This window comes from Novosphingobium sp. FG137 (assembly GCF_057809735.1).
In genome coordinates this window covers 234,572-249,650 of sequence record NZ_JBMDKN010000005.1, presented here as the reverse complement: position 1 = coordinate 249,650, position 15,079 = coordinate 234,572, and the positions used below count along the sequence as shown (strand labels likewise).

The window sequence follows — 15,079 nt, the reverse complement described above, 5'->3', positions numbered from 1 at the left end:
GCCATGTGGCGAGCTTTGGGGCGTAACGCAAGTGTCTCCAAACCGCAGCACCGCCTCGTGGACACGGTTGCCACGCCCCGCGCTTGCGCCTAGATGGCGGCACACATGCTGAAGCGAGCCTGCACTTGATCCTCTCGCCCTTCGAATGGACGATCGCCAAGCGCTACATGCTGCCGGGCCGGGGCGAAGCTTTCATCGCCATGGTGGCCGGCATCAGCCTCGTTGCGGTCATGCTTGGCGTTGCCGCGCTGGTTATCGTGATGAGCGTGATGAACGGCTTCCGCGCCGAACTCCTCGACAAGATCGTCGGGCTGAACGGGCATGCGATCATCCAGGCCTATGGCGGGCGGCTCGATGACTGGCAGGATATCCTGAAGCGGGTCGAGGCAACGCCGGGAGTCACCCGCGCGAGCCCGCTGATCGAGCAGCCGCTGCTGGCCACCTTCAATGGGCGGGTCGAGGCGATTCTGGTGCGCGGCAATACCGCCGCCGATCTCAAGCGGCTTGCCGCCAAGCGCGTGGTCGGCAATTTCGCCGAACTCCGTGCCGGTTCGACCAATGTCGCCATCGGCTCACGCCTTGCCGAAAGTCTTGGCGCGCAGATCGGCGATACGATCACGATCATCAATCCGCAGGGCCGCTCCACCCCCTTCGGCACCGTGCCGCGCCAGATCGGCTACCGCGTCGCCGCGATCTTCGAGATCGGCGTCTATGATTACGACAACGCCTATGTTGTGATGCCGATTGCGGATGCGCAGACCCTGCTGCTGACGGGCGATACCATCGGCATGATCGAGGTGACCACGACCAACGCCGATACCGCCGCGCAGACGCTCGCGCCCATCAGGCAGGCGCTGGCGGGCCGCGCGCAAGTGACCGACTGGAAGACGATCAACGCCAGCCTGTTCGAGGCGCTGGCGGTCGAGCGGGTGGCGATGTTCGTGGTGCTTTCGATCATCGTGCTGGTGGCGGTGTTCAACATCCTCTCGTCGCTGATCATGCTGGTGCGCGCCAAGACGCGCGATATCGCGATCCTGAGAACCATGGGGGCGACGCGGAGAAGCCTGCTCAAGGTCTTCGTCACCATCGGCTTCATCATTGGCGCGCTGGGGACGGCGGTGGGCCTCGGCCTTGGTCTCGTCTTTCTCTATTTCCGCCAGAGTGTGGTCAACGGCGTCCAATACCTTACCGGCCAGCCGCTGTGGGATCCGCAGATCCGCTTCCTCACCGAGTTGCCCAGCCGCAGCGATCCGGTCGAAATAACGGTGATCTGCGTGATGGCGCTCGTGCTCAGCTTCCTCGCGACGCTCTATCCGGCGCTCACGGCGGCGAGCACCGATCCCGTGCAGGTGCTGCGCTATGAGTGAGCCATTCGTGCGCCTCGTCAATCTGCGCCGCAGCTTCAGCCAGGGCGATGAGACCATCGAAGTCCTGCGGGGCATCGATCTGGCCATCCGCCCCGGTGAGATCGTCGCGCTGCTTGGGCCCTCGGGCTCGGGCAAATCGACCATGCTGCAGGCCGTTGGCCTCCTTGAAGGCGGCTTTACCGGGCAGATCGAGATCGCGGGCGTCGAAGCCAGCGCGCTTTCGGCGGATGCGCGCACCGCGCTGCGCCGCGATCACCTTGGTTTCGTCTACCAGTTCCACCACCTGCTGCCCGATTTCAACGCGACCGAAAACGTCATCCTGCCGCAGCTGATCGCAGGCAAGAGCGCTGGTGAGGCGAAGGCGCGGGCGGAAGAGCTGCTCACCGCGCTCGGCCTCGGCCACCGCCTCACGCACCGGCCCAGCCAGCTTTCGGGCGGCGAGCAGCAGCGCGTCGCTGTCGCCCGCGCGCTCGCCAACCGCCCCGGCCTCGTGCTGGCGGACGAGCCCACCGGCAATCTGGATGAGGCGACTGCCGACAAGGTGCTCGCCGAGTTCCTCAAGCTGGTGCGCGGTGAGGGCAGCTCCGCCCTCGTCGCCACACACAATGAGCGGCTTGCTCTGCGCATGGACCGCGTGGTGCGGCTGCACGAGGGTTTGCTCGCGTAACGCTCTCCGCTTGATCCGCGCGCGGCCCCGTGCCAGCCTGCATGCAAAGCACACAAGGGGAGCCCGCAGCATGACCAGCCCGCAGACCATCGCCGATTTCACCGTCAAGGTTCCCGGCGGCAAGGACCTCAGCCTTGCCGACAAGGCTGGCAAGGTCCTCCTCGTCGTCAACACGGCTTCCAAGTGCGGCTTCACCCCGCAATACGATGGGCTGGAAGCGCTCTGGCGCAAGTATGGGGATCGCGGCTTCGAAGTGCTGGCCTTTCCCTGCAACCAGTTCGGCGGGCAGGAGCCGGGCACGGCGGACGAGATCGAAAGCTTCTGCAAGGTCAATTTCGGCGTGAGTTTTCCGCTCATGGCCAAGATCGAAGTCAACGGCGACGGTGCCGATCCGCTCTACAACTGGCTCAAGGCCGAGGCGCCGGGCGTGCTTGGCACCAAGGGCATCAAGTGGAACTTCACCAAATTTCTGATCGGGCGGGATGGCAAGGTCGTGCGCCGCTATGCCCCCACGGATAAGCCGGAGAAGCTGGCGGCGGATATCGAGGCTTTGCTTTAAAACGGATGCCAGTGATGGATTCATAGATTTCATTGTTCAGAAATAGTTGCGGACAATTTTTCGCTATGTGGGTAATAATGTGAAGATTACTGAAGAGATAATTGCTCGAACGGGAGTTTTCATTCCGGTTCTACACGTATATTCATGCGCTCTATACATGGCTGGATATTCACTAGGTTTCGGAGATCACATTAGCGGATTTTTTACGGCAGGTGATTTTTTTACAATCACAATCAGAAACCTATTATCGGTTTATTTTTTTGGATTGGGACTTCCCTTTATAGTTATCTCTATACGAAACTTTCGCGAGAGTGCGCCGGAGAGTGCTAAGAATATAGATTTAGATGATGAGTGCGGCAGTGATCGTTTGGGAAAAATTTTGGAAATTTTTTATATAAATCCAAGTTTATTTATAGATATTTTTGCGATATATAATCTTATTATTCTTATACTCTGTCTATACTTTAAAGTTCCACCTTGGTATCAATTGACTTTTATTTTTGTGTTTTTTGCTTTTTCTTCTAGATGGTGGAAAATTGCTGTTCAATTAAGTTTATCAAATTTTATCACTGAACTATTATGGTGCATGTTGGTATTTTCGATAAGTGTGTTTGGATTATCTTTGGATCAAGGTTTTTTGGATAGGCATGCGCCATATAAAAGTCTGAGTTATAATAGAGTGAGTTGTGATAAATTTACTGTTCTAACACCAATAGGCAGTAGGTTCATAGCGGTCACATCTGATGATAAACGCCATCTTATTGATGATAAGTGTCAGGTGGTTTTTGAATTTTCGCCTTCATACATTGCGTCATCAGAACCATTATTTGCGACAATGTATAGAATATATAAATATTGACCGTGAGTTTGGCAAATTTTTCTGATAAGAGCTATCTTATATTTCTGAGAAGCGGGCGAGTTATTTGATTTTTTGATCTAAAGCCTCAACTGCTACTGCGGAATTTTCTCGACAGGTTTTGTGGGCAAGCTGCCCCTATGTCCCTCGTAGAATCGCTCTCCACGCCCTAGCGTCTCCTAATGCCCCACGCCTCCTTCGTTCCCCTTCGTGTCTTCTCTTCCTACACGATGCTCGATGGCGCGATCGATCCCAAGGCGATCGCCAAGACGGCGGCGGAGCGGGGGTTTCCGGCGGCGGCGATCACCGACCGCAACGGGCTTTATGGCAGTGTTGCCTTTGCCAAGGCCTGCTTCGATGCGGGCGTCCAGCCCGTCATCGGCACCATGCTCGCGGTGGCCCGTCCGGCGCGGGAAGGGGCAGCGAATACCGGCTTCGGGGCCTCTGCGCCCACTATCGACTGGCTCGCGCTCTATGCGCAGGATGCGGCGGGGTATGACAACCTCTGCCACCTCGTCAGCCAGGCGCACCTTGCGCGCCCGCTGGAATTCGCGCCGCATGTGCCGCTGGCCGAACTCGCGGGTCATACCGACGGCCTGCTCTGCCTGACGGCGGCGGGGGAGGGGGCACTCACCCGTCTGCTCGCCGATGGCCAGCAAACCGCCGCCGAGACCTATCTCGCCGAGATCGAAGCGCTGTTCCCGCAGCGTCTCTATATCGAGCTCGCCCGCCGCAATGATCCCGCCGAAATGGCCGCCGAGGACGCGCTGATCGATCTCGCCTACGCCCGCGATCTTCCGCTTGTCGCGACCAATCCGGCCTGCTTTGCCGAGCGTGCATTCTACGATGCCCACGATGCGATGCTCTGCATCGCCAGCTCCACCCACGTCGATTCCACCGATCGTCCGCGCTCCTCCAAGGAATGGTGGATCAAGCCCGCGCCGATGATGGAAGAGATCTTCGCCGATCTTCCCGAAGCGCTCGCCAACACCCTCGTCGTCGCGCAGCGCACCGCCTACAAGCCGCCCTACCGCAAGCCGATCCTCCCCAGCCTCGCCGGCGACAAGGAAGGCGAGGCGCGGATGATGGCCGAGGATTCGCGCACCGGTCTCGTCGTGCGCCTCAGGCCCTACTACCCCGATGCCGCCGCCGAGGAACTCACCGCAGCGCTCACCTGTCCGGTCGAGGAGATGGACAACCTGCCTGCCGAAGTCCTGCGCGCCGAGGGGCACTGGGACGAGGTGAAACAGTACCGCGACCGGCTCGAATTCGAGATCGGCATCATCAACCGCATGGGCTTCGGCGGCTACTTCCTGATCGTGGCCGACTTCATCAAGTGGGCCAAGGAACAGGGCATTCCGGTGGGGCCGGGGCGTGGTTCCGGTGCGGGTTCGCTCGTCGCCTGGGCGCTCACCATCACCGATCTCGATCCGATCAAATTGGGCCTGCTGTTCGAACGCTTTCTCAACCCGGAACGCGTCTCGATGCCGGACTTCGATATCGACTTCTGCGAAACCCGGCGCGGCGAAGTGATCCGCTATGTCCAGCGCAAATATGGCGACGATCACGTTGCGCAGATCATCACCTTCGGCAAGCTCAAGGCCCGCGCTGTGCTGCGCGATACGGGGCGCATCCTCCAGATGAGCTACGGGCAGGTCGACCGCCTGTGCAAGATGGTGCCCAACCATCCGACCGACCCCTGGCCGCTGCCCCGCGCGCTCAATGGCATCGCGGACCTCAAGCGCGAATACGACCGCGATCCCGAAGTGCGCCGCCTCATCGACCTTGCGATGCAACTGGAAGGCCTGCCGCGCAACAGTTCGACCCACGCTGCAGGCGTCGTGATCGGTGATCGGCCCCTTGCGCAGCTCGTCCCGCTCTATCGCGATCCGCGCTCGGACATGCCGGTCACGCAGTTCGACATGAAGTTCGTCGAGGAAGCGGGCCTCGTGAAGTTCGACTTCCTTGGCCTGAAGACGCTCTCGGTGCTGCGTAAAGCGGTCGATCTTATGGCCAAGCGCGGTATCCAGATCGATCTCGACCGGCTCGCGTGGGATGACGCACAGGTCTACAAGCTGCTCCAGTCGGGCGATACCGTCGGCGTGTTCCAGCTGGAATCGGAAGGCATGCGCCGCACGCTGGCGGCGGTGAAACCCACCAATTTCGGCGACATCATCGCGCTCGTTTCGCTCTACCGCCCAGGCCCGATGGACAACATCCCGCTCTTCGGCCGCCGCAAGAACGGTCTGGAAGCGATCGAGTACCCGCACGAAAAGCTCTCGGTCATCCTCGCCGAAACCTACGGGATTTTCGTCTATCAGGAACAGGTCATGCAGGCCGCGCAGATCCTTGCGGGCTACTCGCTGGGCGACGCCGACTTGCTGCGCCGCGCCATGGGCAAGAAGGTGCAGGCCGAAATGGACGCGCAGCGCCAGCGCTTCGTGGATGGCTGCCTGACCGTTTCAGGGATCGACGCCAAGAAGGCCAACGAGCTGTTCGACTTGATCGACAAGTTCGCGGGCTACGGTTTCAACAAGTCCCACGCCGCTGCTTACGCGCTGCTCGCCTATCAGACGGCCTGGCTCAAGACGCACTATCCGCACGAATTCTACGCCGCCTCGATGTGCTTCGATATGCACCAGTCGGAAAAGCTGGCCGTGTTTGTCGACGACATGCGCCGCTCGGGGATCGCGCTCCATGGGCCGGACATCAACCGGTCGGAGGCCGAGTTCACCGTCGAACGCACCGAAGACGGCTATGCCGTGCGCTATGCGCTCGCCGGGCTGCGCAATGTCGGCGAAAAGGCGATGGACGCCATCGTCGCGGAGCGCGAGGCCTCCGGGCCTTACACCAGCCTTGATGACCTTTTTCGCCGCTTGCCTGCGGGCGCGATGAACCGGCGCGGGCTCGAAGCGCTCGCCGCCGCGGGGGCGTTCGATGCGCTGGAGCCCAACCGTGCGCAGATCACGGCCAACGCGGAGCTGCTCATGGCCGTGGCCGACGAAGCCGTCCGTTCGCGCACATCGGGGCAGGCTGGGCTGTTCGGCGCAGAGGACCATGCCGTCCCGGCAACGCGGCTTTCGGAGGCCGCACCTTGGTCGCGCGCCGATCAGATGGCAGCCGAACGTGATACCTTCGGGTTCTATTTCGCCGCGCACCCCGTCACCGAATACCGCGCCGTTGCCTCCGCCAATGGCGCACGCAGCTATGGCAGCCTGATGAGCGGCGACGGGGACGCCGGGGGCTCCCGCACCGGTGCCGTCATGGCCGCGCTCGTCGAGAACGTGAACCGGCGCAAGACGAAGAAGGGCAATGATTTTATTGCAGCCGATTTCTCGGACAGCACCGGGCAGTTCTCCGCCTCATGCTTCGAGGAAAGCCTTGTCGAGCCCTTCCAGCAATGGGCGCGCGAGGGGACCTGCGTCCTCCTCAATGTCGAGCTGGACCGCCCGAACCCGGATGAGCCACCGCGCATCACCGTGCGCGGCGCGCGCCCGCTGGCCTCGGTCAGCAGCGCCGCGCGCATGCTTTTGAAGCTTGATGTGACCAGGCCCGAAGCCATGTCCGAACTCGCGCTGCTGCTGCCGCGCGCCGAGGGCGCAAGGGGTGAAGTGATCGCCCGCCTGCGCACTGGTACGTCGCGCGAACCGGTCATGCGGCTCGGCAATGATTTCTCACTTGATTCGGATGTAATCGAGCGATTGATTCCGGTGGAAGGGCTTGCCAATGTGGCCCTCACCGCAAGGCCGGACCGGCATCTGCGGCTCGTCGAATAGAACAATCAACGTAAAAGGGGAGTAAGGCATGCAGCTGGGCGCCATGCAGGATTGGTCGCTGCGCGTGACGCGTTTCATCGACCATGCCGCGCGTGAACATGGTGGCCGCGAGATTGTCTCGCGCTGGGCCGATGGCAGCGAGACCCGCACTACCTGGGCCGGCATTCGCCACGATGCGATGCGGATGGCGCAAAAGCTCGCAAAGCTGGGGATCAAGCCGGGCGACCGCGTGGCGACCCTCGCCATGAACCACCACCGCCACCTCGTGACGTGGTACGGCGCAGTCGGCGTCGGAGGGGTTCTGCACACGATCAATCCCCGCCTGTTCGATGATCAGCTCGATTACATCGCCAACCACGCCGAAGACCGCGTCCTGCTGTTTGATGCTGCCTTCGCGCCGATTATCGAACGGATGAAGCCGCGCTGGAAGACGATCGAGCACTACATCTGCTTCGACAGCAGCGGCCCGGCCGAGCACTTCGAGGACTGGATCGCCAGCGAAGACGGCGAGGGCGAATGGGCCGATGGCGACGAGCGCGATCCTTGCATGCTCTGCTACACCAGCGGCACCACCGGCAATCCGAAGGGCGTGCTCTATGAGCACCGCTCGACCGTGCTCCACGCCATGACCGCGATGACCCCGCAGGTCTTCGGCATGGATTGCCGCACTGTCGCGCTGCCGATCGTGCCGATGTTCCATGCCGCGAGCTGGGGCCTGCCCTGGGCCGGGGCGGCGGCGGGCGCCAAGTTCGTCTACAGCGCGGTCAACGAGGCATCGGTGCTCTGCGAACTGATGGAGCGCGAGAAGGTTACCACCTCGGCGGGTGTGCCCACGGTCTGGCTCAGTCTGCTCCAGTACATCGACGCCAACAGCAAGGACATCCCGGCCTCGCTTCACACCGTCGTTTGCGGCGGCTCAGCGATGCCGCGCGCGATGATCGAGCGCTTCATGAAGAAGGGCCTGCGCGTTGCCCATGCCTGGGGTATGACCGAAACCTCGCCCATCGGCACGACCGGAACCGAAACCTCGAACTGGGACGAGCTCTCGTTCGACGAGCAGGTCACGGTCAAGGCGATGCAGGGCCGTGTGCCCTTCGGCGTCGAGCTGCGCTGTGTCGATCTCGATGATTACAGCAAGGTCCTGCCCCGCGATGGCAAGGCCTCCGGCGCGCTGCAGGTGCGGGGGCCCTGGGTGGTCGGTCGCTACTTCAAGGCGGAGGGCCCTGCGACTGACGCCGAGAACTGGTTCGACACCGGCGATGTCGCGGTGATCCACCCCGACGGCACGCTGCAACTGACCGACCGCACCAAGGACGTGATCAAATCGGGCGGCGAATGGATCAGCTCGGTCGAGCTCGAAAACGCGGCCATCGGCTTCCCCGGCGTGGCTGAGGCCGCCGCCATCGGTGTCTACCACCCGCGCTGGGACGAGCGGCCATTGCTGGTGGTGGTAAAGAAGCCCGGCGTGGATGTCTGCCCGGATGGTCTGCGCGAGTATCTTGGCACCCAGGTCGCCAAGTGGTGGCTGCCCGATGCGGTCGCCTTCGTGGATGAAATCCCCCACACCGGCACCGGCAAGATCAGCAAGAAAGACCTGCGGGACCAGTTCCGCGACTGGCAGTGGAGCGCCTGATATGACCGAAGTCTATATCGATCCCAGCCGCGAGAACTTCGCGAAGTTCAAGGCCCTGCCTCGCGACACGCCGATCCATATGCTCAACCTCGTCCGCTTCCGCGAGCTTGCCGCCTATCCCGAAGGCCATCCGTTGGCCGACAAGGGGCTGACGGGTGCGGAGGCCTACCGCGAGTACATGCGGACGATCCAGCCAGTGCTGGCCCGTTCCGGCGGACATATCGTCTGGGCCGGCGGGTTCGAGGCGATGGTGACCGGGCCTGCCGAATGGGAGTGGGACGAGACCTTCGTCATGGCCTATCCCGATGCTGCATCCTTCATGGGCATGGTCAAGGATCCGGACTATGCTCCGGTCGTCGTCCACCGACAGGCAGCCGTCGCCACATCGCGGCTTGTGCGTTTTGCTCCAAGGGAAAGCCTCGCCTGATGATCATCGCCACCACTGAAAACGTCGCTGGCCGTGAGGTGACCGAATGCCTCGGGCAGGTCTTCGGCGTGGTGGTGCGCAGCCGGGGCCTTGGCGGCAACATCGTCGCCGGGCTTCGCTCGATCATCGGCGGCGAGATCAAGGAATACTCGGCGCTGGTGGAAGACACGCGCCGCCATGCCATCGACCGCCTTGTGATGAACGCGGCGCTGATGGGCGCGGACGCTGTCGTGATGATGCGCTTCGATTCAGGCTCCATCGGTCAGACGATGAACGAAGTCGTCGCCTATGGCACGGCGGTCAAGCTGAAGCCCCAAGGGTGATGGCGTGACGCCGAGTGGCCGCATCGTCGCGCTGGTTCTTGCCGGGCTTGCCGCGATCGGCGGCGTGTTGATGCAGGCGGCCGGCAAGGATGGCGGCGGTTTCCCGCTGTTCGTGCTTGCAGCGCTGATCGCGGTCGGCACCGTGTTCGACGCGGGTTACCTCGAGCGTAGACGCCGCTCGCGCGGCACCTGGCAGCTGACGGCCGAGCGCGAGATTGATCACCAGTCCGGCCAGATTCTCGAAGTCTGGTACGATCCTATCTCCGGTGAGCGGCGCTATCTCCCCACGGGCGAGCGACCGGATTAGAACAGGTCCAGCTGTCCGTCGCGGCTGGGGGCGCGGAACTGGCTGCAATCGAGCACTGGCTTGGCCTGCGGGATACCGGCGCGCTTCATCCCCAGCCGGAAGCGGCCCCGCACCAGATCGGCCCAGACGCCCGTCGGCTTCATCCGGCTGAAGAAGCGCGCATCGTTGTCCTTGCCCTCGCGCACCGATTGCACAATTCCCATGACCTTGGCGGCACGGTCCGGAAAATGCAGGTCGAGCCACTCGCGAAACAGCGGCGCTACTTCGTGCGGCAAGCGCAGCATGATCCAACTCGCCGACTGGACCCCGCGCGCACCCGCTTCGGCAAGGATCTCCTCGATAAAGCTGTCCGTTATCGCCGGAATGATCGGGGAGACGGAGACATTGGCATGCACGCCAGCCTTCGCCAGCGCTTCGAGCGCGGCGAGGCGCTTTGCCGGGGCCGAAGCGCGCGGTTCCAGAATGCCTGAGAGCTTTGGGTCGAGGCTGGTGACCGAAATCGAAACTGCGGTGAGGCCGCGCTGCGCCAGCGCAGTCAGCAGATCGAGATCATCGAGGACCCGCGCTGATTTGGTGGTGACGGTCACCGGATGCCCGGTTTCTAGGCACAGCTCCAGCACGCGCCGGGTGATGCGGTAGCGCGCTTCGATTGGCTGGTAGGGATCGGTATTCGTGCCGAGCGCCAGCGGGGCAGGGCGGTATCCGCGCGCCGCGAAGGCCTTGCGCAGCAGATCGGGCGCGGAAGGCTTGGCAAACAGCTTCGTCTCGAAATCGAGGCCCGGCGAGAGATCGTGCCAGGCATGTGTCGGCCGCGCATAGCAATAGACGCAGCCATGTTCACACCCGCGATAGGGATTGAGCGAGCGATCGAATGGGATGTCGGGCGAAGTGTTCCAGGCGATTGCCGTCTTGGGAAACTCCTCGGTCACCGTCGTGCGTAGCTTGGGGCCCGGTCCATCGACGCTGGCCGCGGCATCGAGCCAGTCGCCGTCAGCCTCCCGCGTGTTCAATCCGAAGCGCGTGGGAACCCGTGCCGATTGCGCCCCGCGCCCGCGAACAATGAAATCGGATCTGCCCATGAACGGAACATATATAGAACAATTGGCGATTTCCAGCAGTTTTCAAGCGCCCGCGCTGCCGCTCTAGCTCCATTTCGGGGCCGACTGAGGTTGTGGCAACGGGTCCAGCCGGCATCATTCTGCGCGCACGTGGACGGAGCATGCAATGGAAGACGGTTATCTTCACTATCAGGCGCTCAAGGGCTGGGATGACGCACCGTTCATGCAGCCATCGCCGACCGATGCACAGTTCTTCGCGCACTATCTAGGCGGTTCGGTGGCGGCGGGCGCGCTGGTGGCCGAAGTCGGCTTTGGCAATGGCAATTTCCTCGGCTGGGCAGCGGCTCAGGGTGCGCGGGTCTTCGGATCGGAAGTCCAGGCCGCCGCGCGGGAAAAGGCCGTGGCTGCCGGCGTGGGGCTCCTTCCGCTGGACTTCACCGCGTGGAAGGACGTCCTCCCGGGCCGCCTTCGGGTGATCGCCGCAATCGATGTGATGGAACACCTGACGCGCGCTCAGAGCAGCGAACTGCTCGCCGCCGCCGCGCGCCTGCTGGAGCCGGGCGGATTGCTGTTCGCCCGGTTCCCGAACGGGCAGAGCCCGCTTTCGCTGCCAATCCAGCATGGCGACCAGACGCACGTTTCAGTGCTGTCGGCCCCGATTGTCGAACAGATGGCGCAGGGCCTCGCGCTCGAGGTGGTCTATGCCGGGCGGCCATTCCGGCCGTATGCCGGTGGCCTCCCCGGCCGCATCGCACGCAAGGCGCAAGATGTTGTGCGCAGCGGATGCGACCGCGCAATCCGCATGGTCTACGGACCGCTGCCGATGCATGCCAACACGGTCATGGTGCTGCGCCGGACGTGACGTTTTGCTGCGAGGGCTCGCAACATTCCTTTATGGAGTGAACCTACTTCTCGAGCAGGCGGGGCATGAGCTCGACGAAGTTGCAGGGCCGGTTGCGGCTGTCGAGCTGCTCGGCAAGGATACCGTCCCAGCCGTCCTTCACCGCCCCGTTGGAACCGGGGAGCGCGAAGATATATGTGCCCCGCGCCACCACCGCGCAGGCGCGCGACTGGATGGTACTGGTGCCGATAGTCTTGAAGCTGAGCCAGCGAAACAGCTCGCCAAAGCCCGGAATATCGCGGGTCTTCACGCGGTCGAGAGCTTCCGGCGTAACATCGCGGCCGGTCAGGCCGGTGCCGCCGGTGATCACCACCGCATCCACGCTGCGATCATCGATCCAGTTGTTGAGCCGGCTCGCGATGCGGCCGGCATCGTCCTTCTCGATCGCCCGCGCGACGAGATGGTGGCCTGCGCCCCTTACCCGTTCGGCGAGGATATCGCCGGAGGTATCGTCCTCCGGCCCTCGCGTGTCCGAAACGGTCAGGACCGCGATGTTGATCGGTTTGAAGGTGCGCGAAGGGTCAATTGCCACGCGAAGCCATCCTCACGCTTTCCGCGCCGGTCAGGCCCGGAAACTTCGGCCACATGCCCTGTGCAAGTCCGATGCGGCTTTCCGAAGGGCCACCGGCCTGGCGCTCGTACATCCAGTAATTGCGAATCACGATCGATACGTAACCGCGCGTTTCCCAATAGGGGATCGATTCCATCCACAGCAATGGATCGCCATTGTCGCGGATCTCGCTGTTCCAGCGCGCGATCGGCATCGGTCCGGCGTTGTAGGCCGCGATCACCTTGGGCAGCAGGCCGCCGGTCGCGCCCGAATCCTTTAGCTGCACCAGATACCCCTGGCCGAACGCCATGTTGACGTCTGGCAGGTCGAGCTGCTTCTCGCGGCCGACCATGGCCGGTTCATTGCGGGTAAGGCCGCGGGCCGTGCCGGGGAGGACCTGCATCAGCCCGCGCGCGCCGGCAGGGCTGACGACTGCCGTGCGGAAGTTCGATTCCTGCAGCGAATGGGCAAACAGCAGCGCCGGATCGACCTTCCAGCCCGTCGCCGGCACCCAGCGCGGCGCAGGGAAGCGCGCGGCGGCATCAGCCTTGGCACCGGACGGCGCGTTGTAAGCCATCCACAGCTGCGTTGCAGGCAGGCCGAGATCGCGCGCAAGGCGCGAAAGCGGCGCGTATAGCGAGGGATCGCCGATCCGGGCCTGATAACGCAGCAATTCGTCGGCAAGGCCATCTTCGCCGATCTCGGCCAGTTCCACCGCAAGGCGCACGTTGCTGACCTGACGGAGTTGCTGCCAGTCTTCCGAGGTGAAGTCCGGCGCCGAGGCGAGGGTGGTTTCCTTGAGGCCGAGCGCTTCGCTGGCGATCATGCCATAAAGCGTATCGCGCAGCCGCGCCGCGCTGCGCAGCGCGGTGGCAACCTTTTCGGGCGCCCGGCACCGCATCCAAGCGCGCCCGGCCCAATAGTTGGCGGCGGCGTTCAGTTCATCGTTCTGCGCGGCGCTGGCCGCCTGTTCGAAGCTTGCCGCTGCGTTCTGGCAATCGCCCTGCCGCCAGGCGGCAAGCCCGGCCGTCCACAGCGCTTCGGCTACCCACGGCCCGTTTGCCCCTTGCAGCGCGCCGAGCGAGACATTGCGCGCATTAGCGTCGTCGTTCTCAATGTAGAAGGCCCAGCCCACGCGCTGATGCCATTCGGCCCGTGCCTCGACCGAGAGGCTGGACTCGATACCATCGAGCAGCACGCGCGCGCCGAGTGGATCGTCGTTCTTGATGCGGTCCTGGATCGCCAGCGCCACGCTGTCGGGCATCGTGCCATCCGCCACGGGGCGCGGCTTGATGCGCTTAGGAAGGCCGGGGAGCGAGACCATCGGCTGTGCGCTGGGGAAGGCGGGTAGCTCGGTCGCGCCGCGCTTGAGGGCAAGGCGGCCCAGCTGCTCTGCCCAGGGCAATTCGGGTGCGGTGGACAGAACCTGCGTCAGCGGCGCCAGTTCGGCACGCGGCGAACTCGCCGCGAGGTAGTATTGTGCCCGCGCCACGGCGTGGAGCGGGCCATCGGCGCGCTGCGTGAGCAGCGTCTGCACCGTGGTCCAATCCTCGCGCTCGATCGCGCCGAACATCTGCTTGTAGTAGGCGCGGTCTTCCTGGCTGAGCAGGGCAGGGACCGACGTGCGGTCAGCGCGCGAACGGAAATACTCGGCGGCAGCGCTATTGGCGGCAGCCGGGGCGGCCGTACCGATCGCAAGCACGGCGGCCACAGCAAGCATGGCGGTGCGGCTCACTTTCATTAATGATTGGCCCCGCACGAATATCCCACTCCGGATCTCTTCCCGTTTCAGTCTGCCAGCCCTTGTCGTCATGCCGCAGCAGCGTCCGTTGCTGCCCCGTCCAACCAGCGCTGCCAGACCCCCGCCTTCCAGCTCGGCTTGGCCAGCAAAGTCTCGAGATCGTATTCGAAACCCGCCATAACTGTGCCAGTCTCATGGTTAAGTGCGCGTAAATGGTGAGCATTATGCGCTGAGCCGTGCCCCAATAGCGCCGAGATGTCGCCGCGGCCGAATACCAGCATACGCTGCGGTGCGACGAGTGCGACATGTCGTTTGAGCACTTCACCAAGGCCAGCGCTGCCCAGTCCTGCCCAATCGGGCAAGGCGATTCGGCTGGGCAGGGCCGAGGCGCGGTAGACTTCGCCCGGATCGATACCCATGGCGGATAGCATCGCATCTAGCAGTTTGCCGCACCGGCCCGAAAGCAGCGCCTCGCCATCGTCCTCGGCCGGCATCGGCACCAGAACCATGAGTTTAGCCCCATGTCGCCCAACCGGTGCGAGCCGCTTTGCACCGCGCGGCGCAAGCGATGGTTCGGAGAGCCACCAGGTGGCAAAATCCTCTATTTTTTCGGGCCATCCGCTGCGATCTTCAGCAATTGGCCCAGGTTCTGCTACCTGCGCGGAGACGCGCGGCGGCCGCTTCTCGGTCGGCGGAAGGGCTGGCGCCGCTTTGGCCGCAGGCGCTGGAGCCTCAGCCGCCAGCCAATCCTGCGGCGCATCGACAAAGGCCATGTCGACCCCGGCCTCGGCCCACCAGCCGAGCGCGGCTTCGAGCGCCTTCCCCAACGACCTGTCACTTGTGTCTAGCAGTCCCATCACCAAGCGGTCTTGACCTTGCTGGCCGCAGCTTTCAAGGCAGGCGCTAGAGCTTTC

The 15,079-nt window shown here is 63.2% G+C and carries 14 protein-coding genes; 10 read left to right on the top strand and 4 right to left on the bottom strand.

Features of this window, described 5'->3' with window-relative positions; translation table 11 throughout:
* Nucleotides 1-125: 125 nt before the first annotated feature.
* The 9 genes from ACODS2_RS15805 to ACODS2_RS15765 all read left to right on the top strand — a co-directional run bounded on the left by ACODS2_RS15805 (nt 126) and on the right by ACODS2_RS15765 (nt 9,915).
* Nucleotides 126-1,367 carry a lipoprotein-releasing ABC transporter permease subunit gene (locus ACODS2_RS15805; protein ID WP_488999693.1) on the top strand — a complete coding sequence of 414 codons (1,242 nt, stop codon included), beginning with the start codon at nt 126-128 and terminating at the stop codon, nt 1,365-1,367.
* Nucleotides 1,360-2,034, top strand: coding sequence for an ABC transporter ATP-binding protein (locus ACODS2_RS15800; RefSeq protein WP_488999692.1), 675 nt, complete (start codon nt 1,360-1,362; stop codon nt 2,032-2,034). The genes ACODS2_RS15805 and ACODS2_RS15800 overlap by 8 nt, the downstream gene beginning before the upstream one ends.
* A 70-nt stretch (nt 2,035-2,104) precedes the next feature.
* Entirely contained in the window at nt 2,105-2,593 is a 489-nt protein-coding gene (locus ACODS2_RS15795) for a glutathione peroxidase (RefSeq protein ID WP_488999691.1), read from the top strand.
* Nucleotides 2,594-2,750: 157 nt separating this feature from the next.
* Complete coding sequence (locus ACODS2_RS15790; protein ID WP_298169941.1) at nt 2,751-3,452, top strand: hypothetical protein; 702 nt, start codon at nt 2,751-2,753, stop codon at nt 3,450-3,452.
* A gap of 179 nt (nt 3,453-3,631) precedes the next feature.
* Entirely contained in the window at nt 3,632-7,225 is a 3,594-nt protein-coding gene (gene dnaE, locus ACODS2_RS15785; RefSeq protein WP_488999690.1) for a DNA polymerase III subunit alpha, read from the top strand.
* Nucleotides 7,226-7,253: 28 nt separating this feature from the next.
* Nucleotides 7,254-8,858, top strand: a complete 1,605-nt coding sequence (locus tag ACODS2_RS15780) for a long-chain fatty acid--CoA ligase (RefSeq protein WP_488999689.1) — start codon at nt 7,254-7,256, stop codon at nt 8,856-8,858.
* A 1-nt stretch (nt 8,859) separates the two neighbouring features.
* Nucleotides 8,860-9,285, top strand: a complete 426-nt coding sequence (locus ACODS2_RS15775; RefSeq protein WP_488999688.1) for a DUF1330 domain-containing protein — start codon at nt 8,860-8,862, stop codon at nt 9,283-9,285.
* Nucleotides 9,285-9,608: a YbjQ family protein gene (locus tag ACODS2_RS15770; RefSeq protein WP_298169951.1), complete on the top strand. Its 324-nt coding sequence runs from the start codon at nt 9,285-9,287 to the stop codon at nt 9,606-9,608. The genes ACODS2_RS15775 and ACODS2_RS15770 overlap by 1 nt, the downstream gene beginning before the upstream one ends.
* A 4-nt stretch (nt 9,609-9,612) precedes the next feature.
* The gene (locus ACODS2_RS15765; RefSeq protein ID WP_488999687.1) at nt 9,613-9,915 is read left to right on the top strand and encodes a hypothetical protein; all 303 of its coding nucleotides are present in this window, start codon (nt 9,613-9,615) and stop codon (nt 9,913-9,915) included.
* Here the strand turns inward: ACODS2_RS15765 and ACODS2_RS15760 are convergent.
* Nucleotides 9,912-10,994 (bottom strand): PA0069 family radical SAM protein, encoded by a 1,083-nt coding sequence (locus ACODS2_RS15760; protein ID WP_488999686.1) that lies wholly within the window; start codon nt 10,992-10,994, stop codon nt 9,912-9,914. The genes ACODS2_RS15765 and ACODS2_RS15760 overlap by 4 nt on opposite strands.
* 145 nt (nt 10,995-11,139) lie before the next feature.
* Here ACODS2_RS15760 and ACODS2_RS15755 point away from each other — a divergent pair, with 145 nt between their 5' ends.
* A complete protein-coding gene (locus tag ACODS2_RS15755) occupies nt 11,140-11,835 on the top strand; it encodes a methyltransferase domain-containing protein (protein ID WP_488999685.1) in 696 nt (231 codons plus the stop codon).
* 43 nt (nt 11,836-11,878) lie between these two features.
* Here the strand turns inward: ACODS2_RS15755 and moaB are convergent, their stop codons facing one another.
* The 3 genes from moaB to ACODS2_RS15740 form a co-directional block, all read right to left on the bottom strand.
* Nucleotides 11,879-12,406 (bottom strand): molybdenum cofactor biosynthesis protein B, encoded by a 528-nt coding sequence (moaB, locus tag ACODS2_RS15750; RefSeq protein WP_488999684.1) that lies wholly within the window; start codon nt 12,404-12,406, stop codon nt 11,879-11,881.
* Complete coding sequence (locus tag ACODS2_RS15745) at nt 12,396-14,144, bottom strand: lytic transglycosylase domain-containing protein (RefSeq protein WP_488999683.1); 1,749 nt, start codon at nt 14,142-14,144, stop codon at nt 12,396-12,398. The genes moaB and ACODS2_RS15745 overlap by 11 nt, the downstream gene beginning before the upstream one ends.
* 89 nt (nt 14,145-14,233) lie before the next feature.
* The gene (locus ACODS2_RS15740) at nt 14,234-15,022 is read right to left on the bottom strand and encodes a uracil-DNA glycosylase family protein (protein WP_488999682.1); all 789 of its coding nucleotides are present in this window, start codon (nt 15,020-15,022) and stop codon (nt 14,234-14,236) included.
* Nucleotides 15,023-15,079: the final 57 nt, after the last annotated feature.